We start from the raw sequence: 25,403 nt of genomic DNA on the forward strand, positions 1-25,403 counted from the left end.
TTGTTGGACGTAAAAGACATAATTCACGGATTTAAAGTGTTACGTAAGAGTGTCATTCCCGAGACGGATTCTACGGCTTGGTTCTTCGAGCATGAGAAGAGCGGTGCCCAGTTGTTTTTCTTGCAGAATGACGATGACAATAAAGTTTTTTCGATTTCTTTTCGCACGCCGCCAGTCGATGATACGGGTGTGGCGCATATTGTAGAGCATTCGACGCTTTGTGGCAGCCGCAAATATCCGCTAAAGGAACCCTTTGTCGAGCTGGTGAAGGGCTCACTTAATACCTTTCTCAATGCGATGACGTATCCGGATAAAACGATGTATCCTGTGGCGAGCCGCAACGATAAGGACTTCCAGAATCTCATGGATGTCTATCTCGATGCGGTATTCTATCCGAATATGCGAGAAAATCCGCAGGTCCTCATGCAGGAGGGCTGGCATTATGAGATTGAAAATCCGGAGGAGCCGCTACAGTATAGTGGTGTAGTCTATAATGAGATGAAGGGGGCACTTTCGGCACCGGATGATTTGCTGCAGAGTCGTATTATGGCAGCTCTTTACCCCGATACAACGTATGGGTTTGAATCCGGTGGTGACCCTGAGGCAATTCCCCAGCTGACCCAGGAGATGTTTACGGGGTTCCACAGCAAGTATTATCATCCTTCCAATAGTTATATTTACCTCTATGGGGATATGGACATTGAAGAAAAACTGGCGTATCTTGATGCGGAATATCTTGGAAAGTTTGACCGCATTCCGGTGCCGTCGCGCATTGACCGGCAGACGGCGTTTGCCCAGGTCAAACACGAGCAGCTTTTCTATCCGATTAGTGCTGAGGAAGAGACGGCGGAAAAATCGTTCCTGTCCCTTAGCTGGGTGGTGGGAGAAAGCCTCAATACTACGGATATGATGGGGCTGGAGATTCTTGAGCATGCTTTGCTGCGTACGCCGGCGGCCCCTTTGCGCAAAGCACTGGTTGATGCGAAATTGGGGAAAGATGTGGATTCGGATTTTGAAGAGGATATGCTTCAGCCGTTCTTTAGCATCATGGTCAGCAATTCTGAGGCGGAACGGGCAGAGCGTTTTTATGCGATCGTCATGGATACGCTCAAGAAGCTGGCCGATGAAGGGCTTGACCGCACGCTAATGGAAGCGTCGATGAACCTTTTGGAGTTCCGTCTGCGCGAGTCGGATTTCGGTTCGGCACCGAAGGGCCTCATCTATGGCATCCGGGCAATGAAAACCTGGCTTTATGGGGGCAGCCCAGAGGAGAGCCTGTACTATGAAAAGGTGTTGGCACAGCTGAAAAAAGGCTTGGATCATGGCTACTTTGAGGAACTCATTCGCAAGTATTTCTTGAAGAATTCTCATGCCGTTTTGCTGACGCTCAGCCCGAGCACGACGATGGCTGCTGAACGCGAGGCAAAGCAGGAAAAAGAGCTGGCAGCGAAAAAAGCCGCGATGTCGGCAGCGGAAATCCAGCAAATCATTGAAACGACCAAAGCTCTTAAGGAACGCCAGCAGAGTCCGGAGACGGAGGAAGCACTGGCGACTATTCCGGTGCTGAAGCTCTCAGACATCCGCAAAGAGGCGTATGATTTGCCACTGGAAGAATTGGATCTTGGCGGTACAAAGGTGCTCTTTAGTGATGTAGAGACCCATGGAATTGTCTATTTGACCTTGATCTTTGACGCGTCAACCATTACCAAGGAACAGCTTCCGTATGCATTCCTGCTCAGTGAACTTATTGGCAGTGTGGATACGCAGGATCACACGTATGCAGAATTGGCGAATCTCAAGAATTTGCACACGGGCGGCATCACTTACGATATCGTGACTTATACGAAGAACGGGGAACCGGACTCCTGCCAGCCGACTTTCCGTATCAAGGCGAAAGTGCTCAAGGAGAAAATGCCGGAGCTGCTTTCGTTGTTGCAGGAAATTCTGACGAAGAGTCAATACACCGATAAAAAACGTATCCGTGAGTTGTTGGATCAAGAACAGGCGGCAATGGAGCTCAATCTCCAGCGTTCGGCACATCAGGTAGTAGCGTCGCGGCTGGCATCCTATCTTTCCAAGGCTGGCCGTTTTGCCGAAGAAGGCGGGCTGCCGTTTTATCAGTTTGTGAAGGGGATTCTGGCGAATTTCGACGAAGAACTCGAAAAAATGCAGATGGTTTTTGCCGATATGCTGCCGAAACTCTTCAATACCAATGGATTGATCGTTGCTTTGACGGAACGGTCAGCTGATTATCCGGCGACGGCGAAAGAAGTGGCAGCTTTCCAAGATGATCTTTGCCATACGGCTTATCCAGCCCAGGATTACAGTTGGGAGCTTACGCCGCTCAATGAGGGACTTACGTCTTCGAGCCGTGTCCAGTACGTGGGCAAGGGGGCAAACTTCTTGAAGCTTGGCTATGCGTTCACGGGGACGATGCATGTTTTGGAGACGCTGCTTCGCTACGATTATTTTTGGACGAAGATTCGTGTCCAAGGCGGTGCTTATGGTGCGTTCACAAGCTTTAATCGCAATGGCATGATGTATTTTAGTTCCTATCGCGACCCGAATCTTTCGGAGACTCTTGAGGTCTTTGATGGTACGGCAGATTATATCCGCAATTTCGAGGCATCGGAGCGCGAGATGGATAAATTCATCATCGGTACCATGAGTGGGATAGACACACCGCTGACCCCGCAGATGAAGGGCAGTGCTGCTGTTACCTGCTGGATGCGTGGCATTACGAAGGAAGACCGCCAGAAGAATCGTGACCAAATCTTGGCTACGCGTCAACAGGATGTCCGTGATTTAGCCGATTTGGTCGATGCTTGCATGAAACAGAATGTTCTCTGTGTATTTGGCGGGCAGGAAAAAATCGATGCGAATAAGCAGGTGTTCGGCAGCGTTCATTCTGCACTTTAACGGCTTCTATGCGTTGACTTTGCATAAATAACATGGGATAATGATAAGAACGATTGAAAGCTAAATAGAGACTCATATGTGGGAGGCTTTTTCATGAAGAAACCAATTTTCAAAGGTGCTGCTGTCGCAATTATCACGCCGTACACGGAAGACGGTATTAACTTTCCGGAACTGGGCCGCATTATCGAGGACCAGATAAAAGGTGGTACGGATGCAATCGTAATCACAGGCACGACGGGCGAATCGGCTACGATGTCGGATGCTGAACATCGGGCGGCCATTAAGTTCGCGGTCGAACAGGTTAAGGGCCGTATTCCGGTCATTGCTGGTACGGGGTCGAACGAGACGTCGTATGCGATTGCGTTGTCGAAGTATGCAGAAGAAGTTGGTGCGGATGCTCTGCTCGTAGTTACGCCGTATTATAACAAATGCACGCAGAAGGGCTTGGTGGCTCATTATACGGCTATTGCTGATGCGGTAAACATTCCAATCGTTCTATATGATGTGCCGTCCCGTACGGGGGTGGCGATTTCCACGGAGTCTTATGTTAAGCTCTCGAAACATCCAAACATTGTGGCGGTCAAAGAGGCGAATGGCGATTTGTCGAAGATTCTTCGTCTCAAAGCTGCGGTGGGAGACGATTTGGTGCTGTATTCGGGTAACGATGATCAGATTGTGCCGATTCTTTCCCTCGGTGGCCAGGGCGTTATTTCGGTCCTTTCCAATGTGGCACCGAAAGAAACGCACGATATGTGTCAGGCATTCTTTGATGGGGATACGGAAAAAGCTGCCAAGATGCAGATTGAATATGCCGACCTCATCGATGCGCTGTTCTGCGAAGTCAATCCGATTCCGGTCAAAGTTGCGATGCGGAAGCTCGGCTATGATGCTGGCCCGCTGCGCATGCCGCTTTGTGAAATGGAGCCGGAGAATGAAGCAAAACTTGAGGCTGCTCTCAAGAATCACGGCCTTTTGAAATAAGAAGCAAAAACATAAATTGCAAAGCCTTCCCCTGCGGGGGAAGGCTTTGTCATTCGAGGTGATAAATTCATGCATGGAGTGTTTGATATTGTCGGGCCGGTAATGATTGGCCCGTCAAGTTCCCATACCGCCGGTGCCGTGCGGTTGGGACTGATGGCTCGCAAGATCTTGGGGGAGACGGTGGTAAAGGCAGAGATTAATCTGCATGGGTCTTTTGCGCAAACGTATCGGGGACATGGTACGGATAAAGCCCTGATTGCGGGGATTCTTGGTTTTTCTCCGGAGGATGAGCGCATTCGTGATGCGCTGACCTTGGCGCAAGAGCAAGGCATCGATTATAGTTTTCAGACGGTAAATCTTGATGATGCGCATCCCAATACAGCGGTAATCTACCTGGTGGGGGTTACCGGCCGGGTAGCTAGAGTTCGCGGAGCATCGGTGGGGGGCGGCAATATCCTCATTACGAATATCGATGGCTATTCGGTGGAGCTTACTGGTCAATATCCTGCCTTGATTACGATTCATCGCGATCGTCCCGGGGTTATTACCCAGGTCACGCAGATTTTGTCCCGTTACGAGGTGAATATTGCTTTTATGCGCGTATCCAGACAGAATCGTGGGGAGACAGCTATGATGATTATGGAGCTGGATGACCAGCCGGCTGATGATGTGGTGGAGGAATGCCGTGAGGTTTACGAGGTTGAAAATGCCTTTACGATTCCGGCAATCTGATGTGAGGATGGAAGATTACGATGATTAATTTCAATACGATGGGAGAGCTCATCGCGATGGCGGAAGAGAAGCAATTGCCGATTCATGAAATCGTCATTGCCCGGGAGATGCATGTCAGCCAACGGTCCCGGGAGGCAATTCTCGATGGGATGAAGCAGAATTGGACGGTTATGCAGGCTTCGATTGAACGCGGGATCAAGAATACCGAGCATTCCGTAAGCGGGCTTACGGGAGGGGATTCGAAGCAGCTGTTTGCGAGCAGAGAAAATGGTTATCTGGGGCCCCAGGCTTTAGCGGCTGCAGCTTATGCGGTGGGAATCAGTGAAGTCAATGCGGTCATGGGCCGTATTGTTGCTTGCCCGACGGCGGGGTCCTGTGGAATCGTGCCAGCCGCGCTTTATGCCGCGCGGGAGGAACGGAACCTTTCCGATGAGGTGGTTATCAAAGCGCTCTTTACGGCAGCTGGTATTGGCATGGTGGTCGATCAGAATGCTTCGATTGCTGGTGCGGAGGGCGGCTGCCAGGCTGAGTGCGGCACGGCAGCTGGTATGGCTGCTGGGGCTTTGGTGGAACTGGCTGGCGGTACGCCGTCGATGGTCGGCAATGCTTGTGCGCTGTCCATCAAGAATCTTTTGGGACTGGTTTGTGATCCAGTGGCGGGACTGGTAGAAGTGCCTTGTGTCAAGCGCAATGGTTTTGCTGTAGTGGAGGCGATGCTGGCGGCGGATATGACTCTTTCGGGAATCCGCTCCGTGATTCCCGTAGACGAAGTAATCGATGCCATGAATCGCATTGGCAAAGCGTTGCCGAAATCCCTTCGGGAAACAAGCGAGGGGGGACTGGCTACAACGCCAACAGCTAAGGCAGTGGAACGACGAATTTATCCGGATTCATAATCCTTTATTGGATTAAAGTTTTATGAGTTGCTGGAAGATTCGAGGAAAATAGTGTAAAATAAATAGTAATGCGAGAGGGATTCGCAAACAATCTATATTATGGAGGGAAAGTCCATGAAGAAAATCATTCAGATGTTGGTTGTTCTTTGCCTGGTGGTATTTGGTACTCAGGCAGCTTTTGCCAATGCGGATAAGACGACTGTTCAGGATGGAGCGGATATTACAACAATAAAGCGGTTGGCGGTCGCTTCACCACGTTATCAGCAGGTAGATCCGAAGTCGCCGGATAAGACGATGTTGACGCAGATTATCTTTGATGCTAGCCGCGTATCCCACAGCTATGTTGCCTCGTATGATACGGTAGCCGATGGGATCAAGACGGCATCGAATGTTGATATCAAGTCCTTAGATCGCCGTCAAGCAGCCAAGGTGTTTAAAGAAAATGTCGGCAATTATGCGGATGCATATGTTGTTTTGACGGTAGCTAACAGCAGCCGCACGACCTTCTTCTTTGATGTTTATAAAGCAGGCAGCGATGAACTCCTGTTCACCTATGAGATTCGTGCTAACAGCAATGAAGGCAATACGGTCGCTACCTATAACAACATGTGCGAGCAGTTCTATAAGCACTTCGAGCGGGCGGCAACGGAGCAGTATAAGAACAGCTTGAAAAAGAAATGATAGAAATAGTTGTGAAATAACACATTCTTAAAAATACAGGTGGTTTGCTGACTTTTTTAGTCTGTGAACTGCCTGTATTTTTTGACTGCATAGGATTTTTAGATGAATTTACGGATAAAACTACGGCATAACAAAGGCGGTCCGTCGGCTATTTTGAGCTGGCGGACCGCCTTTGTTATTAGGGAAGTGTTATTTTATACCCCGCTTTTTTAATGGGCGAGGTAAATTGGTTTGATTTTGGCAGAGGCTGCGGTGCTTTCATCGATATAGCCGCTGTGTTCCATGGCGTCGATGACGATAAACTGACGCTTCTTGGCCATGAGAAAATCGACATAAGGAGAGTAGAGCGAGGGCGCATTGGGGAGTCCTGCCAGCATTGCTGATTCGGGCAGCTGCAGTGCGGCCGGCTTCTTGCCGAAGTAACCTTCTGCGGCCGGCCCTATCCCGTAAAAATTGGAACCGTAGTAAATGGTGTTGAGATACAGTTCGAGGATTTCGTCTTTGCTGTAGTTGGCTTCGAGATCAAGGGCTAATAGCAGTTCTTCGGCCTTGCGCCCGTAGGACTGTTCGTTGGAGAGGAAAAGGTTTTTGACCAATTGCTGCGTGATGGTGCTGGCGCCCTCTTCGATTTGACCGTATTGGATATTGACGAGCGTAGCCCGCATAATTCCCTGAATGTCGAAGCCGTGATGGCTGTAAAACCGGGTATCTTCCACGGCAACAATGGCTTGCTGCATCGATTCGGGAATATCGCGCAACTTGACGTAGTGGTCATGGTCAATACGGCTGTCGACGGCCCGTTTGATGAAGAAGAATCGGCTGATTCGATCCGAGGTACTGATAGTAACGCGCGAATCGGTTTGCTGAATGGCGGGAAGCTGAGCTTCGACCTTGGGGAGAAAGTCGCCAAGATGCTGCCAGGTTTTGGGGGAAAATACTGAGGTCCCGCCCGCTAGGAAAAAGGCGAGGAAGAATATCAAAATGAGTAAAAAGACGAAGCGAAGGAGGCTTATGGCTAACCTTCGTTTTTTTGTTTTCTTCATAGAGGTCTCCTTTGTTTACTAGATTGCTCCTTATTATAACGCGATTGTTACCGAATGGCTATAGGGAAATTTTTGCATAAAGGAATACTTTTGGAAAAAACGCTTGCAATAATATGCAGGATAGATGTATAATTATAAACATCATTTACATAGTACGGCAAAAAGCGGTACAATATAGCTGCAGTATCCATTCCAGCAATACAAAGTTCTAAGAGTTTAAAGGAGGAAACAGAATGAGAGTCAGTGTCTTAGGTGCTACCGGTTATGCTGGTGCCGAGCTTTTACGCATTCTTTACAATCATCCGAATGCTGAGGTGGTACACATCACTTCGGAAAGTCATACGGGTGAGAATATCTGTGATTTGTATCCCCATTTGCGCGGGCTGTACGACATGAAGCTTGAAAGCATGAAAGATATCGAATCGATTGGTAGTGACAGCGATTTTGTTTTCATTGGGTTGCCGCATGGACATGCGATGGAAGTGGGTAAGGCGCTGGCGGATAAACCGGTTCGTATCATCGATTTGGGTGCGGACTACCGATTTGCAGATACATCGGTTTATGAAGCTTGGTATCATGTGCCGCATACGCATACGGAGGCTGTTCGCGTCTATGGTTTAGCCGAGCTTTATCGTGAAGATATTCGTGATGCAAAGATAATCGGCAATGCAGGCTGCTTCACGACAGCGAGTATCCTGGCATTGGCTCCGTTGGCCAAACAGCATTTGATTGATGTGAATACGATTATTGTGGATGCGAAATCAGGGGTATCGGGAGCAGGGCGTTCGGCCAAACAGCCGAATCATTTTCCAGAACTCTATGATAATTTCCGGGCATATAATGTTGCCAAACATCGCCATACGCCGGAAATCGAGCAGGCCATCACAGATCTTTCTGGTGAGTCGACTGTGTTGAATTTTACGCCGCATTTGGTGCCGATGTCTCGTGGCATTTTGGCTACTTGCTATGCAACATTGAAGGACGGTGTTTCGCCGGAACTGGTGGATGCAGCTTTTGAAAAGCTGTATGGCAAGGAACATTTCATCCGCTTGTTGGGGCGGGGGGCGTATCCTGCAACGAAAAATGTCCGTGGGTCTAACTTCTGTGATATTGCCTGGCATATCGATGAGCGGACAAACCGCGTAATCGTTCTGTCGGTTATCGATAATCTGGTAAAAGGCGCGGCCGGACAGGCGGTGCAGAATTTTAATATCGCTTGTGGTTTTGAGGAAAATGCGGGACTTGATTTTGTTCCGATGTATCCATGATAGAAAGGACTTGTTACTATGTTTTCAGAGAAAAATGTAAAAGCTGGCGTTACGTTCCCGCAAGGGTTTAAGGCTGCTGGGGTCAAAGCGGGGATTAAGAAAAGCGGGAACCTCGATGTAGCAGTCATTTATACGGAGAAAGAAGCGGCGATTGCGGGGACGTTTACCCAGAATGCTGTAGCGGCTGCGCCGGTATTGGTATCCCGTGATGTGGTAAAGACGGGGATGGCTCATGCCATTGCTGCGAATGCAGGATGTGCGAATGCCTGCACGGGAGAGCAGGGCATGAAAGATGCGTTGGCTATGCAAAAAATTACCGCTGAGGCATTAGGTTGCGAAGCAAATGATGTTGTCGTCGCATCGACGGGCGTCATTGGCGTGAATCTGCCGATGGATAAGATGGAAAAAGGTCTTCAGCAGGCCGTGGCAGAGTTGGATGAGAACGGTAGTGAAAATGCTGGTAATGCTATCGTTACGACGGATACTTATTCGAAGGCATGTGCAACGACGGTGACTATCGGTGGTAAAGAAGTCCGCTTTGGTGCCATTGCCAAAGGTTCGGGGATGATTCAGCCGAATATGGCAACGATGCTTTGCTTTATTACGACAGATGCCGCAATTGACAGCAAGCTGTTGCAGAAGGCTCTGTCAGAAATCGTGGAAGTATCGTTCAATATGATTTCGATTGACGGCGATATGAGCACCAATGACATGTGTATCGTTTTGGCAAATGGTGCTGCTGGCAATGCGCAAATTACGGCAGAAGGTAATGATTATGAAACGTTCAAGAATGCCTTACAGTCTATTTGCCAGGGATTAGCGAAACGCATTGCGGCAGACGGCGAGGGGGCAACGAAATTCTTGACGGTCAATGTCAAGGGGACGAAGTCCTTTGCGGATGCCAAGACGATTGCGATGAGCGTTGCGAAAAGTCCTCTGGTCAAGACTGCGTTCTTCGGGGAGGATCCGAACTGGGGACGTGTCATCTGTGCGGTAGGTTATGCAGGCGTGCCGATGGATCCGCAGAAAACCATCGTGAAATTCGGTGGGATTCCGGTTTATGCAAATGGCGTCGGTGCTGCTTTCGAGGAAGAAGCACTGCGCAAGGTTATGGCTGCACACGATATCGTTATTGATATAGATATGGGCGATGGGGAAGAAGAAGCTACGGTCTGGACTTGTGATTTTTCCTATGAGTACGTGAAAATCAACGGGGAGTATCATACCTGATAACAGGTCGAAGGGGATGAATGGATTTGTTTAAACCAGAAGATAAGGCGGCAATCCTTGTGGAGGCACTCCCGTATATTCAGGAGTTTTACGGTAAAACAATTGTGATAAAATACGGCGGAAATGCCATGATTAACGATACCTTGAAGGAAAAAGTCATGCAGGATGTGGCTTTGATGAAATACGTTGGTATCCGGCCGGTTATTGTTCATGGCGGTGGGCCGGAGATTACCGGCTTTCTCAAGAAGGTTGGCAAGCAGTCCTCTTTTGTGGCAGGGCTGCGGGTCACCGACGAAGAAACGGTCGAGATTGCCGAGATGGTTCTCGACGGCAAGGTCAACTCAGAGATCGTTAATTTGTTGAATCGTCGTGGTGTCAAGGCAGTAGGACTAAGTGGCAAAGACGCTGGCCTTATTCAGGCGCGCAAGAAATTAGCTACGGTCTATGAGGGCGAAGAATCCAAAAAGGTAGATATTGGCTATGTCGGTGAAGTTGCGACGATTAATTCTGGAATCATTGAAGACCTTTTGGATCAAGATTATGTGCCAATTATTGCCCCAATCGGTGTTGGTGAGAATGGAGAAAGCTACAACATCAATGCGGATTATGTTGCTGCGGAGATTGCCGGAGCGCTTGAGGCGGAAAAGCTATTGCTGCTTACGGACATCGAAGGGATTTATAAGGATTTTAACGATAAGGATACCTTTATTTCCACCCTGCATTTGCCAGAGGCACGTCAATACATCAAGGAGGGAATTATTGCCGGTGGCATGATTCCTAAGGTAGAGGCATGTCTTACGGCGTTGGAAAAGGGGGCTGGAAAAACGCATATCATCGACGGGCGTCTGGATCATTCCATTATTCTCGAGGTTTTTACGGAACAGGGCATTGGTACGCAGGTTGTCAGATAAGGAGAATACTATCATGAAAGAAACGGATCAGCTTATTTTTTCGGAAGATAAGGATAACTATCTTCCGGTTTTTAACCGCTATAAGATTGTTCTGGACCATGGCAATGGGGTCTATGCCTGGGATAACAATGGCAAAAAGTATATCGATTTTCTGGGCGGGATTGCCGTTAATGTTCTAGGGCATAATTATCAACCGCTGGTTCAGGCGGTGACCGAGCAGGCTGGCAAACTGATTCATTGCTCGAATCTTTACTACACGCAGCCTCAGGCAGATGCTGCTAGTAAATTAGTCAAATTGAGTGGCTTGGGCAAGGCGTTTTTTGGCAATTCTGGTGCAGAGGCAAATGAGGGGGCTATCAAAATTGCCCGCAAATATGCGCATAACATAAGCCCGGAGAAGTCGCAGATTATAACGGCTTGGGATAGCTTTCATGGCCGTACGATCGCGACGCTTACTGCTACTGGTCAGCCGCATTATCACGAAGGGGTGGGGCCACTGCCAGAAGGCTTTGATTATGTTCACTACAACGATATCGATGAATTGGAAGCCATGATGAGCGAGAAGACAGCGGCGGTCATGCTGGAAACAATTCAGGGTGAGGGTGGTGTCCATACGCCGGAGGGCGACTATCTGAAGAAAGTCCGTGCCCTTTGCGATAAGTATCAGGCGTTGTTGATTTTTGATGAAATTCAGGCGGGCATTGGCCGTACCGGTAAGTTCTTTGCGTATGAGAAATACGGAGTCAAACCGGATATTGTCACGCTGGCTAAGGGGTTAGCTGGTGGCGTTCCTATTGGTGCTTTTATCGTTACGGATGAAGTCGCCAAGGCTTTTAAGCCGGGGGATCATGGCACGACTTTCGGCGGCAATCCGTTGGCTTGTGCTGCGGCGAATGTGGTACTTGATACGGTGCCGAAAGCGGATTTCCTTCAGCAGGTTGAGGAAGTCGGCAGTTACTTCAAGGGGAAGCTGGAGGGATTGATGCAAAAATATCCAGCGCTAATCAAAGAGGTGCGCGGTACCGGATTGATTTTGGGGGCAGAACTTTCGGGCCCGGAGCACGGCCGCGATATCGTGAATGGCTGCCTTGAGAAGGGCGCAATTATCAATTGCACCGCTGGTAAGGTGCTTCGGTTCATCCCGCCGCTTATCATCACCAAAAAACAGGTGGACGAAGTGATGGACATCCTCGATGAAGTTATGAGTCAATATGCATAATTTTTGTATATGTATACAAAATATTTACAAAATCCTCTTCACAAGTAAAAAACAAAGTGTTATAATATGCAATAGTGGCGGACAAGAGTTACAGTAACGGAGGTTAAAGTATGCTGAAAGGAAAAGATATGTTATCCATCCACGATTTGTCGGTGGATGAAGTGCAGGAAATCCTGACACTGGCAAAAGAGCTCAAAGCCAAGCAGAAAGCAGGGATTGAGCATCACTTGCTCAAGGGAAAGACCTTGGGAATGATTTTTGAAAAATCCTCGACGCGTACGCGAGTTTCCTTCGAGACGGGAATGTATCAGCTGGGGGGACAGGCGTTGTTCCTCTCGAACCGAGACCTGCAGCTTGGCCGCGGTGAACCGATAAAAGATACTGCTCGTGTCCTTTCACGATACCTGGATGGCATCATGATTCGTACGTTTGGCCATGAGCGCGCAGTGGAATTGGCCCAGTGGGCGGATATCCCCGTTATCAATGCCTTGACGGACCTCTTGCATCCTTGTCAGGTTTTGACGGATCTCTTGACGATTCAGGAACATAAGGGAAAGAACCTAAAGGGGCTCAAGATGGCATACGTCGGCGATGGCAACAACATGACGAACTCGTATATGTATGGTTGTGCGAAAGCCGGAATGACATTTGTAGCCGCAACGCCGGAGAATTATCGTCCAGACGAAACGGTCATGAAGAACGCTATGGACGATGCCAAACAAACGGGGGCTTCCATTTCGGTTATCACGGATCCACAGGAAGCTGTTAAAGGAGCCGATATCGTCGTCACCGATACCTGGGCTAGCATGGGGCAGGAAGACGAGCATGAGGCTCGTAAGAAAATCTTTGCTCCGTATCAGGTCAACAAGGAATTGATGGCATTAGCCGATAAGCGTGCCATCGTCATGCACTGTCTGCCCGCATATCGTGGAGAAGAGATAACGGAGGAAGTCCTGGAAGCAAACGCAGCTGTCATTTTTGACGAAGCGGAGAACCGATTACACACGCAGAAGGCTGTCATGGCATTGACCATGTGCTGATACTCTTAGAAAAGCTTCATGTTATTGAATGTAAAGGAAAAGAGGTAAATTTTTATGGCTAAGAAACAGATTAAGAAAGTCGTACTTGCTTATTCCGGTGGTCTTGATACCTCCGTAATCATTCCCTGGTTGAAAGAAAATTATGATGGCTGCGAAGTTATCGCTGCTTGTGCAGATATCGGTCAGGGCGATGAGCTTGATGCCGTTCATGATAAGGCATTGGCATCGGGCGCATCGAAAGTCTATATCTGTGACTTGACGGAAGAGTTCCTGACGGAATATGTGTGGCCGACGCTTAAGGCTGGTGCAGTATATGAGGATAAATACCTGCTTGGCACGTCGTTCGCTCGTCCGATTATTGCTAAAAAACTGGTGGAAATTGCGAAAAAAGAAGGTGCTGATGCCATTGCGCACGGCGCTACTGGTAAAGGCAATGACCAGGTTCGCTTTGAACTGACGGTTAAAGCACTGGCTCCGAATATTACGCTGATTGCGCCGTGGCGTGAATGGGATCTTGACTCCCGCAGTGCTGAGATTGAGTATGCTAAGAAACATGGTATTCCTATTGCAACGGACAATAAGAAATATTCCATGGACCGCAATATCTGGCATCTGTCCCATGAGGGTTCCGATCTTGAGGATCCAGCAAATGAGCCGGATAGCAGCATGCTGCTGATTTCTAAACCGGTTGAAGAAGCACCGGATAAGGCTGAATATGTTACCATTGATTTCGAAAAGGGCGAGCCGGTCGCCGTCAATGGGGAAAAACTCGGCGCAGTTGAGTTGCTTACGAAACTCAATGAGATTGGTGCACGTAATGGTGTTGGCGTAGTCGATATCTGCGAGAATCGTCTCGTAGGCATGAAGTCCCGTGGCGTTTATGAGAATCCGGGCGGAGCATTGCTCTATTATGCGCACCGCGAGCTCGAATATCTCTGCCTTGATCGTCAGACCTATCATTACAAACAGCAGGTTGGCATCCGCTATGCAGAACTCGTCTATGATGGTATGTGGTTCTGCCAGCTGCGCGAGGCGCTTGATGCTTTTGTCAATAGCACGCAGCAGACGGTAACGGGTTCTGTCAAACTGAAACTCTATAAGGGAAATATCATGTCTGCAGGCAGCAAGAGCCCATATTCGTTGTATAGCCAGGAATTTGTAACCTTCGAGCATGATGACGTTTACGACCAGGCAGATGCTACGGGATTCATCAACCTCTTTGGCCTGCCGCTGAAGGTTCGTGCGTTGATGCAGGAGAAAGCAGGAAAATGAGTGAGGCAATGTGGGGAGGCCGGTTCACGAAGACCACCGATGAGATGATCAACGAGTTCCAGGCGTCCATAGGCTTCGATAAAAGAATGTACCACGAGGATATCGCGGGCAGCATCGCCCATGCAACGATGCTGGCGAAGGTTGGTATCATTTCCGCTGAGGATAAAGACAAGATTATCGCCGGACTTAAGGATATCTTAAAACAGATTGAAAACGGGGAGTTTGACTTTTCGGTTGATCTTGAAGATATCCATATGAATATCGAAAAGCGTCTGACCGATGCAATCGGGGAGGCTGGCGGCCGTCTTCATACGGCCCGCAGCCGCAATGACCAAGTGGCCTTGGATACGCACATGTATGTGCGTCGTCAGGTAGTGGAGGTACAGAAGGAAATTCAAAACCTGCAGCAGGCACTGGTTGAGACGGCTGAAAAGTATGATGATGTCATCATGCCAGGTTATACGCATCTACAGCGGGCACAGCCAATCTTGTTGGCCCATCATTTGATGGCTTATTTCGGAATGCTTTCGCGTGACTTTGCTAGGTTTGAAGGCGTTTATAAGCGGTCGGATATCATGCCGCTCGGTGCAGGGGCTTTGGCAGGGACTACATTCCCGATTGACCGCGAGTTTGTGGCCAAACAGCTCAATTTCGAGGCGATTTATAATAATAGCCTCGATGCGGTTAGCGATCGGGATTACATCATGGAATTTTTGAGTGCGGCCTCCATCTTGATGGTTCATTTGTCACGCTTGTCGGAGGAGACAATCCTTTGGTGCAGCCGTGAGTTCTCGTTTGTGGAGCTAGATGATGCACATTGCACGGGTTCCTCGATGATGCCGCAGAAGAAAAATCCTGATGTATCGGAATTGGTGCGCGGTAAGACCGGACGCGTTATTGGTCATTTGATGGCCATGTTAACGACGGTAAAAGGACTGCCACTGGCTTATAACAAAGACCTTCAGGAAGACAAAGAGGGTATCTTCGACGCCATTGATACGGTCAAGTTCAGCTTGGCTGTCTATGCGCAGTTGATTCGTGGTATGAAGGTACGCAAAGATGTCATGATGACGGCAGTGGCAGAGGATTTCTCCAATGCTACGGACTTAGCGGATTATCTGGTTAAGAAGGGGATGCCTTTCCGTCAGGCGCATGCGGTTGCCGGAAAGGCTGTGCATAACTGTATTGCCCAGGGCAAATACCTGAAGGATATGACGATTCAAGAGTTCCAGAAACTATCGCCACTCTTTGAGGAAGATATCCAGGAGGCAATTAATCCCGAGACTTGTGTGAAAAATCGTAATTCCTTTGGCGGTACATCGTATCAGCAGGTTGAGCAGCAGCTTAAGGCAGCGAAAGAGCTGCTCATGGTGGAACAGAAAATCTGTGATGCGGCTCAGGATGTGCAGGTTAACGTGAAGTGACCATGCCCAAGGGGGCATAAATAAACCTTGAAGGAGACTCTGATTTTTAGTAGTATAGAGGTATGTGTACTTCTATATTTCTAAAGATTGGAGTCTTTTTTGATGGATTGGTTGCATAAAGCGATAAAACCCATGGACGTTCTCATAGCGGCAGTTGGTTTGTATGTTTTTTTGTTTGAAATTAATTACAGCGATATGTCAATCGTTGACACAGCATATGCTGTCTCTTTTGGAATTTGGGGAGTACTGTTTGTGGTTCGTTGCTATATCTGTTGGAAAGGTTCGAAATGACAAAAGCTGTATTTTTTGATATCGATGGGACGCTCATCAATATTCATCGCGGGCAGACTAGTTTGACGGAGCCTGTGAAAAAAGCGATTCGCGCTTTGCGGCAAGCTGGACATCATACGTTTATCGCATCGGGGCGGCCGTGGGCATATCTTGGGAAGGAACTTACGGAGTCTGGACTGTTTGATGGTTTTGTGCTGCTCAATGGTGCAGTGGTTATGCTGGATGGGCAGGTAATATTCCGGAAAGACTTGCCTTTGGATGTAGTTCGCGCTATTGTTAAGAGAGCAGAGGAGTGCGGTGTCGAGTATATCCTCGAAAGCAATCCTTCGGTTTATTTGAAGCCGGAATACAAGGCGCTCGAAGAGGTGTATACGTCCATTGATATTCGCTTGGATGATTTTGTGCGCGATTATGATGCGAGTCTGGAAGGGCTGCAGATCGGCAAGATTGAATTTCTGTCAGAAACGCCCAATGCTGGCGGTCTTTTTCATGAGCTTTTGGCCTGGCCGGGACTTACAGGCCTGATCGATCCGACGCTTTTGAAATACATGGAGCTTTATTCGGCAGATATATCCAAGGGGACCGGAATCCTTGAAGCACTTAAATATATGGAGATTCCTGTCGAGGCGAGCTATGCCTTTGGCGATGGATTGAATGATTTGGAAATGATGGATACGGTTGGCACGAGCCTTGTCATGGGAAATGCGGGCAATGAACTCAAGGCGAAGGCAGATCATGTGCTGCCGAGTGTCGATGAAGATGGAGTAGCGGATGGGATATACCGCTACATTTTAAAGACAATATGAGGTGTTTTTTATGCGAAAGAAAATAGGACTGATATTGGGAGTTGCCTTGCTCCTCATCGCAGTGCTGTCAGGATGCGGGAAAACTCCGGAAGATTCGGCAGCCGGTAATGGATCAGCAGTCGAATCATCTACGACTGCGGGGAATCTTGTGGTCAAGATGTTAAATGTGGGGCAGGGGGATGCAATCCTCATACAGACGTCAGAACAGACGGTCCTGATCGATACCAGTGACATCGATGAACGAGATAAGCTGCGGCGCGAGTTAACGAAGGCTGGCGTCAAGAAAATCGATAAGGTGATTTTGACGCATCCTCATGCTGACCACATTGGCGGCATGGAAGTGGTGCTTGATGAGTTTGAAGTAAAAGAAGTTTATGACAATGGCATGCCGTCAACGTCGAAGATTTACTTAAACTATATGAAAAAGCTCAAGGCGAAGGGGATTAACCATAAGGCACTAAAAGCTGGCGACGTAGTGGATTTTGGCGGTGGAGCAAGCTTCCATGTCTATGCTCCGACGGAAGCGCATCAGCAGGAAGGCCGCCAGAAGGGCTATAAGCATGACCCGAATAACGAGTCTGTGGTTGGTAAGCTCGTATTTGGTGAGTTTGCCATGATGTTTACGGGAGATGCGGAGAAAAAAGAAGAAGAACCTATTGTGGGCGGGTTCGGTACCGATTTGAAGGCACAGGTATTAAAGGCCGGACACCATGGCAGCAAGACGTCTTCTTCAAAAGAATTCTTGCGGGCGGTTCAGCCGGAAACGGCCTTGATTTCTTGTGGCGCGGGCAATGACTATGGGCATCCTCATAAGGAGACCATGAAGAAGTATAAGGCACTTCATCTTAAGATTTTCGAAACGGATAAGAATGGAACCATAACCGTTTCAACGGATGGTAAAACCTATACCGTTACGCCGGAACAGGGGGGCGAACAATGATTTCTGCATACATCGATCGTTTGGAGGGGGATTTGGCCGTTCTTCTGCTGGGCGATGAAATGAGAAAAGTCAATTTTCCTGTGTGTTTTTTGCCTGATGAGGTCGGCGAGGGAGATTATCTGAAACTGGACATTTCCTATGATAAAGAAGCAACGGAGCAGGCAGAACAGGAAGCCTTGGATTTATTGAAAGAGTAAGGACAATGAGGAGGAACATTTTCATGAAGATGCTATTCCGCTGGGCAAGTTTGGCGGGAGCAGTCATTCTGGCGGCTATGGTGCTGTTGCCAGGATTCTCAGAAGCAGCCCGGCATGTACGGAACCATGAGCTTAATTATTTTCAAACGTCAAATGTCAAAGTGGATGGAAGAGACGCGTTGCGTATTGAAATTGGCATGGACAATGATAAGCTGGAGTACGAAACCAGTGTAAAACCTTATGCCGATAAACAGCTTATCCTTGATTTACAGAATACGAAGCCTGGCGACCTTCGCAAGACGATTACACTCAAGAGTAAGCTGGCCTCCAAGGTCCGTATTGCCGAGCTTCAGCGCAACCATACACAGATCCGGATCGATTTGGCAAATTTGGCAATAGCGGACAACTATCGGATTTATACGCTGGAACGCGATCGCAAGGCGAAAAAACCGTATCGTCTCGTTATCGATGTATTGGATAATGGAGCTGCAGGTGGCAAAGTAACAGGGATAGCTGGCCGTACTATAGTCTTAGATGCCGGTCATGGCGGTACGGATAGTGGTGCTGTCGGTCCGACCGGCGTCATGGAAAAAACTGTAACCCTGGCGGTAACCAAGAAGGTTGAGTCGATTCTTAAAAATTCTGGTGCAAGAGTGGTTATGACGCGCACCCGCGATGTTGATGTTTACGGGCCGAATGATACGGCCAGCCAGGAACTGCAGGCACGCTGCAATGTGGCCAACTTTGACCCGTCATCGGATATTTTCGTGTCCATTCATTGCAATTCGTTTTCGAGTCAGGATGCCAAGGGGATGGAAACGTATTATTATGCTTCGTCCTCCCGTGGCAAGCGGCTGGCAACTCTTTTGAATGAAGAGCTGGAGAAGGCCGGCGGGCTGTTGAACCGAGGCGTCAAGACGGCCAATTTCTATGTGTTGAAGCACACTAATGTGCCGGCATCGCTGATTGAGCTTGGTTTTATTTCGAATTGCCGGGAAGAACGGATGCTCAATACCGACAGCTATCAGCAAAAACTTGCTGGTGCAGTGGCACGGGCAATTGCACGATTTTTTAACTAAAAGATGATGGAGTATGAGGTGATAAAATGAAACGATTGAGAGTTGTCCTGCTGGCTGTTTTGGCAATGGCACTTTTGGTGACAGCAGGCTGTGACCCAAATAATGAGAAAGGTACGCCTGGTGGTTCGTCGGCTGCAATCAGTGGAAACAGCGGCACTTCAGCGGGGAGTACCCCATCTTCCTCGGGAACGGAAAAAGCAACGAAAAAAATGAATATCAAAGTCTATTATCCGGATGATCAGGGCATGAAACTTATTGCGGTCAAACGTACCATCAAGGCCGATGATTCGGCAAAATACACCGAAGCCGTAAAGTCCCTGCTTCAGGGGCCAAAGGATAAAGGTCAGATTGCCGTTATTCCGAAACAGACAAAACTCAAGGGAGTAAAGGTGAAGGGGGATATCGCCTATGTCGATTTCAGCCAGGACTTGGTGAAAAAGTTTACGGGAGGATCTACTGGAGAAGAGATGCTGGTGGGTTCGGTGGTCAATACCCTTACGGAGTTTCCAGAAATCAAAAAGGTTCAGATTCTTGTAGAGGGAAAAGAAATCGAAACTTTGGCCGGTCATATGGATCTTTCTAGTCCGATTGGCCGCATGGCAGGTCTTTTAAAATAAAACTTGATATTTTGACTTTTTCGATTGGTACGCGCAGAAAACCTTGTCTTTCTGCGCGTTTTATGTTAAGATGACAAGAGTATGGCATACTAGAGCCTAGAGTGGCTTGGAGGTGTCACTACTTAAGAAACAGATATTACAGGAGGTCATTTCAGACAATGAAAGTTACGGTTGAGAATGGTGAGAACCAGCAGGTTACTCTGACGATTGAGGTTGAAGCAGCAGAGGTTTCCAAGGCAGTTGAGCGTGCATGCAAACGCCTGGCTAACCGTGTAAATATCCCGGGTTTCCGTAAAGGCAAGGCTCCGCGCATGATCGTTGAGCGCCACGTTGGTAAAGATGCAGTAATGCAGGAAGCTTTCGATCTCGTAGCTCCGAAAGCATTCGGCGATGCTCTGGAAGAGCAGAAAATCGATCCGGTTACCCGTCCGAACATTGATATCGTTACCCTCGAAGAGGGCAAAGACCTCGTATTCAAAGCTACGGTTACGCCGCGTCCGGAAGTAAAACTGGGCGAGTATAAGGGCCTTAAAGTTGAGAAGGCTGCCGTAGAGATTAAAGACGAAGATGTCGAGAAACAGCTCAAGAACTTCCAGGATCGTCAGGGCAAAATGGTTGATGCTCCGGAAGGCGCTGCTGTTGCTGATGGCGACTTCACGACGCTTGATTTCGAGGGCTTTGTCGATGGCGAAGCTTTCGAGGGGGGCAAAGGCACGGATTATCCGCTGCAGATTGGTTCCGGCAGCTTCATCCCGGGCTTTGAGGAGCAGCTGATTGGCGCAAAGATCGGCGAAGAAAAAGAAGTAAACGTCAAGTTCCCGGAAGAATACCATGCAAAAGAACTCGCTGGCAAAGATGCTACGTTCAAATGCACGGTTCGCAGCATCAAACAGAAAGAACTGCCGGCTATCGATGACGAGCTCGCTAAGAAAGTAAGCACGTTCGAGACGCTCGACGAGCTCAAGGCTGACATTCGCAAGAACCTGCAGGAAAACGCTGAGCGCAAAGCCGAGAACGATCAGAAGAGTGCTGCTATCGAGCAGGCTACGAACAACATCACGGTTGACATCCCGGCTGTCATGATTGATAACCGCGTAACGTCCATGATCCAGGAAATGGCTATGCGTCTTGAGCAGCAGGGCATGAAGCTCGAACAGTACCTGCAGTATGCTGGCACGGATATTGCAAAGATTCGTGAGGATTATCGCGAAACGGCTGAGAAGAACGTTAAGACGGATCTCATGCTGGAAGAAGTTGCCAAGGCTGAGGATATCAAAGTCGAGGCAAAAGATTTGGATGCTGAGGTCGCTGCTATGGCAGCCGCTTATGGTGCTACGCCGCAGCAGGTCCAGAAAATCATCAAGGAGCAGGGCCGCATCGGTGATCTGGCTGCTTCCGTTCTCCGCAAGAAAACGGCACAGTTCATTATCGACAACATTGCTGAATAAGCAGCCCTGATAATGGGGGTATTTTAATGAGTTATGTACCTATGGTCGTAGAACAGTCCAGTCGTGGGGAGCGCGCGTATGATATTTATTCGCGCCTTCTCAAAGACCGCATCATTTTTTTGGGCGGTCCGATTGACGACAATGTAGCCAATGTAGTTGTGGCACAGCTCCTGTTCCTAGAGTCTGAGGACCCGGATAAGGATATCTACCTCTACATCAACAGCCCCGGTGGTGTTGTCACCGCTGGCTTGGCTATCTACGATACCATGCAGTATATTAAACCGGATGTATCGACCATCTGTATTGGTCAGGCAGCCAGCATGGGCTCGCTGCTTTTGACGGCAGGTGCCAAGGGCAAACGTTTTGCCCTGCCGAACTCGCGTATTATGATTCATCAGCCACTTGGCGGTGCGCAGGGCCAGTCGACGGATATCCAGATTCAGGCTCGCGAGATTCAGCGCATTCGTGATGTTATCAACGATATCATCGTGAACGCTACTGGCAAAACGGTTGAAGAAGTTAATGAAGATACGGAACGCGATAATTTCATGACAGCGGAAGAAGCTAAAGCTTATGGGCTGGTTGATGAAGTCATTATTCGTCCCAAGAAGAGCAAAAAGTCGGAATCTAAGGATTAAGGGGGTGGCATGTTGAAGTTTGGGGATGAAAAAGGTCAGCTCAAGTGCTCGTTCTGCGGCAAGACGCAGGAGCAGGTGCGCAAGCTGGTTGCTGGTCCGGGTGTCTATATCTGCGATGAGTGTATCGAACTCTGCAATGAAATCATTGAAGAGGAATTCAGCGAAGATGTAGAGGTAGAGCTCAAGGACGTCCCAAAACCGAAGGACATCCGTGCTACCCTTGACCAATATGTAATTGGGCAGGACGAGGCCAAAAAGAGTTTGGCTGTCGCTGTCTACAACCATTACAAACGAGTTACTATGGGTTCCACCAAAAGCGAGGATGTTGAGCTGCAGAAGTCCAATATCCTCATGCTGGGGCCGACTGGCAGTGGTAAAACCTTGCTGGCGCAGACCCTGGCTCGTATCCTGAATGTACCTTTTGCCATTGCCGATGCTACGTCACTTACGGAAGCTGGCTATGTGGGTGAAGATGTAGAGAATATTCTCTTAAAACTCATTCAGGCTGCGGATTATGATGTGGAAAAGGCCGAGCGTGGTATCATCTACATCGATGAAATCGATAAGATTGCCCGCAAGTCGGAGAATCCGTCGATTACCCGTGATGTATCCGGAGAAGGTGTTCAGCAGGCATTGCTGAAGATTCTTGAGGGTACAACGGCTTCGGTACCGCCTCAGGGTGGCCGCAAACATCCGCATCAAGAGTTAATCCAGATTGATACGACAAATATTCTCTTTATCTGCGGTGGTGCATTTGATGGCATCGAGAAGGTCATCGAGGCTCGCCTCGGCCAAAAGCAGATGGGGTTTGGTGCGGATATCAAGTCGAAACGCAAGCGCAGCGTGGGCGACAGCCTGCGGAAGCTTTTGCCGGAGGACTTGTTAAAGCATGGTCTTATTCCAGAGTTCATCGGCCGTCTTCCGGTTGTTGTCACGCTGGAATCCTTGGATGAAGAGGCTCTTGTCAGCATTTTGACGAAACCAAAGAATGCACTGGTGAAACAGTACCAGAAGCTTCTGGATATGGATGGCGTCAAATTGGAATTTGATGACGATGCTCTTCGCCAGATTGCTAAGGAAGCGCTTAAGCGCAAGACTGGTGCCCGCGGCCTTCGTTCAATCATCGAGGCAATCATGCGTAATGTTATGTATGATGTACCATCGATTCATGGCGTAACGGCGTGCCGTGTGACGAAAGATGTCGTTACCACCAAGAAAGACCCTGTACTGACCGTTGCAAAAAAAGCAAAGGACAGCGAAGAGGAAACTGCCTGATGGCAGCTTAATAAAAGGAGGCGCTGCTATGTGGCAGCGCCTTGTTCTTTTTGAAATAGATTTTTGATGTAAGGATGGAAAATATCGAATAAGGAGGGATAAATATGACGCAAACACGTACTTTGCCATTGCTGCCGCTTCGCGGTATGATGGTTTTTCCCTACATGATGATTCATCTGGATGTGGGCAGAGATCGTTCGATGGCGGCGTTGGAGCAGGCAATGGTCGAAGATCGGGAAATCTTCTTGACGGCCCAGCTCGATGCAGAGACGGACAAGCCTGGACTCGCGGATATTTATACGGTGGGTACGGTAGCTGAAATTCGTCAGTTGGTGAAAATGCCCGGGGAAAGTGTCCGCGTTTTGGTAGAAGGTCAGCATCGTGCGATCATCCGCGATTATCGTGAGACGGAAACTTATGCAGAAGTGGATGTCGAGGAATTCAAGGATAAGATTGACACATCGATGAAGATGGAGGCCTTGAATCGTGCGGTAGTTCATCAGTTTGAAGAATGGGTCAAGCTGTCGAAAAAGATTCCACCAGAGACGCTGGTATCGGTAGCGATCATCGATGATGCGGGCCGGTTGGCAGACCTCATTGCCAGTCATCTGAACCTTAAACTTGAAGTTCGTCAGGAACTTCTAGGTGCGATGGATATCAAAGAGCGTTTGGAAAAACTCTATGAGGTATTGACTCGTGAACTGGAAATCCTACAGCTCGAGCATAAAATCGGACGCAAAGTCCGCAAGCAGATGGATAAAATCCAGAAGGATTACTATCTGCGGGAACAAATCAAGGCGATTCGCGAAGAGCTGGGAGACAAAGATGGCAAGACTGCGGATATTGAAAATGCCAGAGAAAAGCTGGCTGAGGGGAATTACCCCGATGAAGTCCGCAAGGTTGTAGAGCGGGAAATCAACCGCCTCGATGGCATGAGCGGCATGAATGCCGAAAACAATGTCATTCGCAACTATATTGACTGGCTGCTGGAACTTCCCTGGCGCAACGAGTCGGAAGATAATGTGGACATCAAACAGGCGCAGAAAATCCTGGATAATGATCACTATGGCTTGAAAAAAGTCAAAGACCGCATCCTGGATTATCTGGCCGTTCATCAGTTGGCGAAAGATAAGAGTGCGCCGATTCTTTGCCTGGTTGGCCCTCCAGGCGTCGGTAAGACTTCGTTGGCGTCTTCGGTGGCAAGAGCTACAGGGCGAAAGTTTATCCGTGCATCGTTAGGTGGTATTCGCGATGAGGCGGAGATTCGCGGCCATCGCCGGACCTATGTGGGGGCAATGCCGGGGCGCATTATCGAGGGAATCCGCAATGTCGGGACCCGCAATCCGGTGTTCCTGCTGGATGAGGTTGATAAAATCAACACGGATTACCATGGGGACCCGTCGGCTGCACTTCTCGAAGTGCTTGATCCAGCGCAAAATTCCACGTTCAGTGATCACTATATCGAGGTTCCTTTTGACCTTTCTAAAGTCATGTGGATTGTCACGGCCAACAACTTAGGCAATATTCCACGTCCACTTCGTGATCGCATGGAAATCATTCAGCTTTCCAGCTACACGGAGATCGAAAAACTTGAAATCGCCAAGCGCTATCTGGTAGCGCGCCAGCGTGAACAAAATGGGCTCAAGGCGAAGGATATTCATTTCGGTGCTGGTGTATTGGCAAAAATCATTCAGGATTATACCAAGGAATCTGGTGTCCGGGAGTTGGAGCGCGTCATTGGACAGGTATGCCGCAAGGCTGCCCGCAAGATTGTCGAGGGGGAAGAGGCTCCCATTAAGGTTTCCAAAAAAAATCTCACCGATTTCCTCGGCAAAGTCAAATTCGTTGACAGCAAGGCCAACAAAAAGCCGCAAGTTGGCGTCGTAACTGGTATGGCTTGGACGGAAGTCGGCGGAACGATTCTGCCGACGGAAGTATCGGTGCTCAAAGGTAAGGGAAAACTGATTTTGACCGGTCAACTGGGAGATGTCATGCAGGAATCTGCACAAGCAGGTCTTACCTATATCCGGAGCTGTTCCGAGAAATTGAAATTGCCCGAGGATTTCTATGAGAAAGAGGATATTCATATCCACCTGCCGGAGGGAGCGATTCCCAAAGATGGGCCGTCAGCTGGTATCACGATGGCAACCGCAATGGTTTCTGCCTTGACGGGCCGTAAGGTTCGCAGTGATGTGGCCATGACTGGTGAGATCACCTTACGTGGAACGGTGCTGCCGATTGGTGGACTCAAGGAAAAAGTCCTGGCTGCTTATCGTGAAGGGATGAAGACAATTATCCTGCCCAAGGATAATGAACGGGATATTGAAGATATTCCAGAGTCTGTCCGGGAAAAACTGGAATTTGTTCCGGTTGAAACGATGGACCAGGTGTTAAAGACTGCATTGATGTGAAAAGAAAAGCCGCCCCTAGGGATGCCTTGGCATTCCGCGCCTGATGGCGTCCCCTTGGGGACGGCTTTTTTCGCTAAGGAGATGA

Annotated in this window: 22 protein-coding genes; 21 read left to right on the forward strand and 1 reads right to left on the reverse strand. The window is 48.8% G+C overall.

What is annotated here, in order from left to right:
* Nucleotides 1–3: 3 nt before the first annotated feature.
* From T504_RS0100075 to T504_RS0100095, 5 genes are all read left to right on the forward strand, one after another.
* A complete protein-coding gene (locus T504_RS0100075) occupies nucleotides 4–2,919 on the forward strand; it encodes an insulinase family protein (protein ID WP_033169024.1) in 2,916 nt (971 codons plus the stop codon).
* Between the two features lie 93 nt (nucleotides 2,920–3,012).
* A complete protein-coding gene (gene dapA, locus T504_RS0100080) occupies nucleotides 3,013–3,900 on the forward strand; it encodes a 4-hydroxy-tetrahydrodipicolinate synthase (RefSeq protein ID WP_033169025.1) in 888 nt (295 codons plus the stop codon).
* A gap of 69 nt (nucleotides 3,901–3,969) precedes the next feature.
* Nucleotides 3,970–4,632, forward strand: coding sequence for an L-serine ammonia-lyase, iron-sulfur-dependent subunit beta (gene sdaAB / locus T504_RS0100085; protein ID WP_033169026.1), 663 nt, complete (start codon nucleotides 3,970–3,972; stop codon nucleotides 4,630–4,632).
* Nucleotides 4,633–4,652: 20 nt separating this feature from the next.
* On the forward strand, nucleotides 4,653–5,528 hold the full coding sequence (sdaAA, locus tag T504_RS0100090; protein WP_033169027.1) for an L-serine ammonia-lyase, iron-sulfur-dependent, subunit alpha: 876 nt from the start codon (nucleotides 4,653–4,655) through the stop codon (nucleotides 5,526–5,528).
* 114 nt (nucleotides 5,529–5,642) lie between these two features.
* Complete coding sequence (locus T504_RS0100095) at nucleotides 5,643–6,209, forward strand: hypothetical protein (RefSeq protein ID WP_033169028.1); 567 nt, start codon at nucleotides 5,643–5,645, stop codon at nucleotides 6,207–6,209.
* 209 nt (nucleotides 6,210–6,418) lie between these two features.
* On the opposite strand, the gene T504_RS0100100 is transcribed toward T504_RS0100095, so the two are convergent.
* Nucleotides 6,419–7,252, reverse strand: coding sequence for a transglycosylase domain-containing protein (locus T504_RS0100100; protein WP_033169029.1), 834 nt, complete (start codon nucleotides 7,250–7,252; stop codon nucleotides 6,419–6,421).
* A gap of 233 nt (nucleotides 7,253–7,485) precedes the next feature.
* Here T504_RS0100100 and argC point away from each other — a divergent pair, with 233 nt between their 5' ends.
* The 16 genes from argC to lon all read left to right on the forward strand — a co-directional run bounded on the left by argC (nucleotide 7,486) and on the right by lon (nucleotide 25,318).
* Nucleotides 7,486–8,520, forward strand: a complete 1,035-nt coding sequence (gene argC, locus T504_RS0100105; protein WP_033169030.1) for an N-acetyl-gamma-glutamyl-phosphate reductase — start codon at nucleotides 7,486–7,488, stop codon at nucleotides 8,518–8,520.
* An 18-nt stretch (nucleotides 8,521–8,538) separates the two neighbouring features.
* Nucleotides 8,539–9,750, forward strand: a complete 1,212-nt coding sequence (gene argJ / locus T504_RS0100110; protein WP_033169031.1) for a bifunctional glutamate N-acetyltransferase/amino-acid acetyltransferase ArgJ — start codon at nucleotides 8,539–8,541, stop codon at nucleotides 9,748–9,750.
* Between the two features lie 20 nt (nucleotides 9,751–9,770).
* Nucleotides 9,771–10,661, forward strand: a complete 891-nt coding sequence (gene argB / locus T504_RS0100115; RefSeq protein ID WP_369793589.1) for an acetylglutamate kinase — start codon at nucleotides 9,771–9,773, stop codon at nucleotides 10,659–10,661.
* 13 nt (nucleotides 10,662–10,674) lie between these two features.
* Nucleotides 10,675–11,880, forward strand: coding sequence for an acetylornithine transaminase (locus T504_RS0100120; protein WP_033169032.1), 1,206 nt, complete (start codon nucleotides 10,675–10,677; stop codon nucleotides 11,878–11,880).
* A 110-nt stretch (nucleotides 11,881–11,990) separates the two neighbouring features.
* Nucleotides 11,991–12,920, forward strand: coding sequence for an ornithine carbamoyltransferase (argF, locus tag T504_RS0100125; RefSeq protein WP_033169033.1), 930 nt, complete (start codon nucleotides 11,991–11,993; stop codon nucleotides 12,918–12,920).
* 54 nt (nucleotides 12,921–12,974) lie between these two features.
* Complete coding sequence (locus T504_RS0100130) at nucleotides 12,975–14,192, forward strand: argininosuccinate synthase (protein ID WP_033169034.1); 1,218 nt, start codon at nucleotides 12,975–12,977, stop codon at nucleotides 14,190–14,192.
* Entirely contained in the window at nucleotides 14,189–15,616 is a 1,428-nt protein-coding gene (gene argH, locus T504_RS0100135) for an argininosuccinate lyase (RefSeq protein ID WP_033169035.1), read from the forward strand. The genes T504_RS0100130 and argH overlap by 4 nt, the downstream gene beginning before the upstream one ends.
* A gap of 287 nt (nucleotides 15,617–15,903) precedes the next feature.
* Nucleotides 15,904–16,713, forward strand: a complete 810-nt coding sequence (locus T504_RS0100145) for a Cof-type HAD-IIB family hydrolase (RefSeq protein ID WP_033169037.1) — start codon at nucleotides 15,904–15,906, stop codon at nucleotides 16,711–16,713.
* 10 nt (nucleotides 16,714–16,723) lie between these two features.
* Nucleotides 16,724–17,653, forward strand: coding sequence for a ComEC/Rec2 family competence protein (locus T504_RS0100150; RefSeq protein ID WP_033169038.1), 930 nt, complete (start codon nucleotides 16,724–16,726; stop codon nucleotides 17,651–17,653).
* Entirely contained in the window at nucleotides 17,650–17,850 is a 201-nt protein-coding gene (locus tag T504_RS0100155; protein WP_033169039.1) for a DUF3006 domain-containing protein, read from the forward strand. The genes T504_RS0100150 and T504_RS0100155 overlap by 4 nt, the downstream gene beginning before the upstream one ends.
* A 23-nt stretch (nucleotides 17,851–17,873) precedes the next feature.
* Complete coding sequence (locus T504_RS0100160) at nucleotides 17,874–18,929, forward strand: N-acetylmuramoyl-L-alanine amidase family protein (RefSeq protein ID WP_051635088.1); 1,056 nt, start codon at nucleotides 17,874–17,876, stop codon at nucleotides 18,927–18,929.
* A 26-nt stretch (nucleotides 18,930–18,955) separates the two neighbouring features.
* On the forward strand, nucleotides 18,956–19,546 hold the full coding sequence (locus T504_RS0100165) for a GerMN domain-containing protein (RefSeq protein ID WP_033169041.1): 591 nt from the start codon (nucleotides 18,956–18,958) through the stop codon (nucleotides 19,544–19,546).
* A gap of 158 nt (nucleotides 19,547–19,704) precedes the next feature.
* Nucleotides 19,705–20,994: a trigger factor gene (gene tig / locus T504_RS0100170; RefSeq protein ID WP_033169042.1), complete on the forward strand. Its 1,290-nt coding sequence runs from the start codon at nucleotides 19,705–19,707 to the stop codon at nucleotides 20,992–20,994.
* Nucleotides 20,995–21,020: 26 nt separating this feature from the next.
* Entirely contained in the window at nucleotides 21,021–21,632 is a 612-nt protein-coding gene (gene clpP, locus T504_RS0100175; protein WP_033169043.1) for an ATP-dependent Clp endopeptidase proteolytic subunit ClpP, read from the forward strand.
* Nucleotides 21,633–21,641: 9 nt separating this feature from the next.
* Complete coding sequence (gene clpX / locus T504_RS0100180) at nucleotides 21,642–22,907, forward strand: ATP-dependent Clp protease ATP-binding subunit ClpX (RefSeq protein WP_033169044.1); 1,266 nt, start codon at nucleotides 21,642–21,644, stop codon at nucleotides 22,905–22,907.
* A 104-nt stretch (nucleotides 22,908–23,011) separates the two neighbouring features.
* Nucleotides 23,012–25,318: an endopeptidase La gene (gene lon / locus T504_RS0100185; protein WP_033169045.1), complete on the forward strand. Its 2,307-nt coding sequence runs from the start codon at nucleotides 23,012–23,014 to the stop codon at nucleotides 25,316–25,318.
* Nucleotides 25,319–25,403 lie beyond the last annotated feature (85 nt).

Origin of the sequence: Selenomonas sp. ND2010 (genome assembly GCF_000702005.1) — a bacterium.
GTDB lineage: Bacteria > Bacillota > Negativicutes > Selenomonadales > Selenomonadaceae > Selenomonas_A.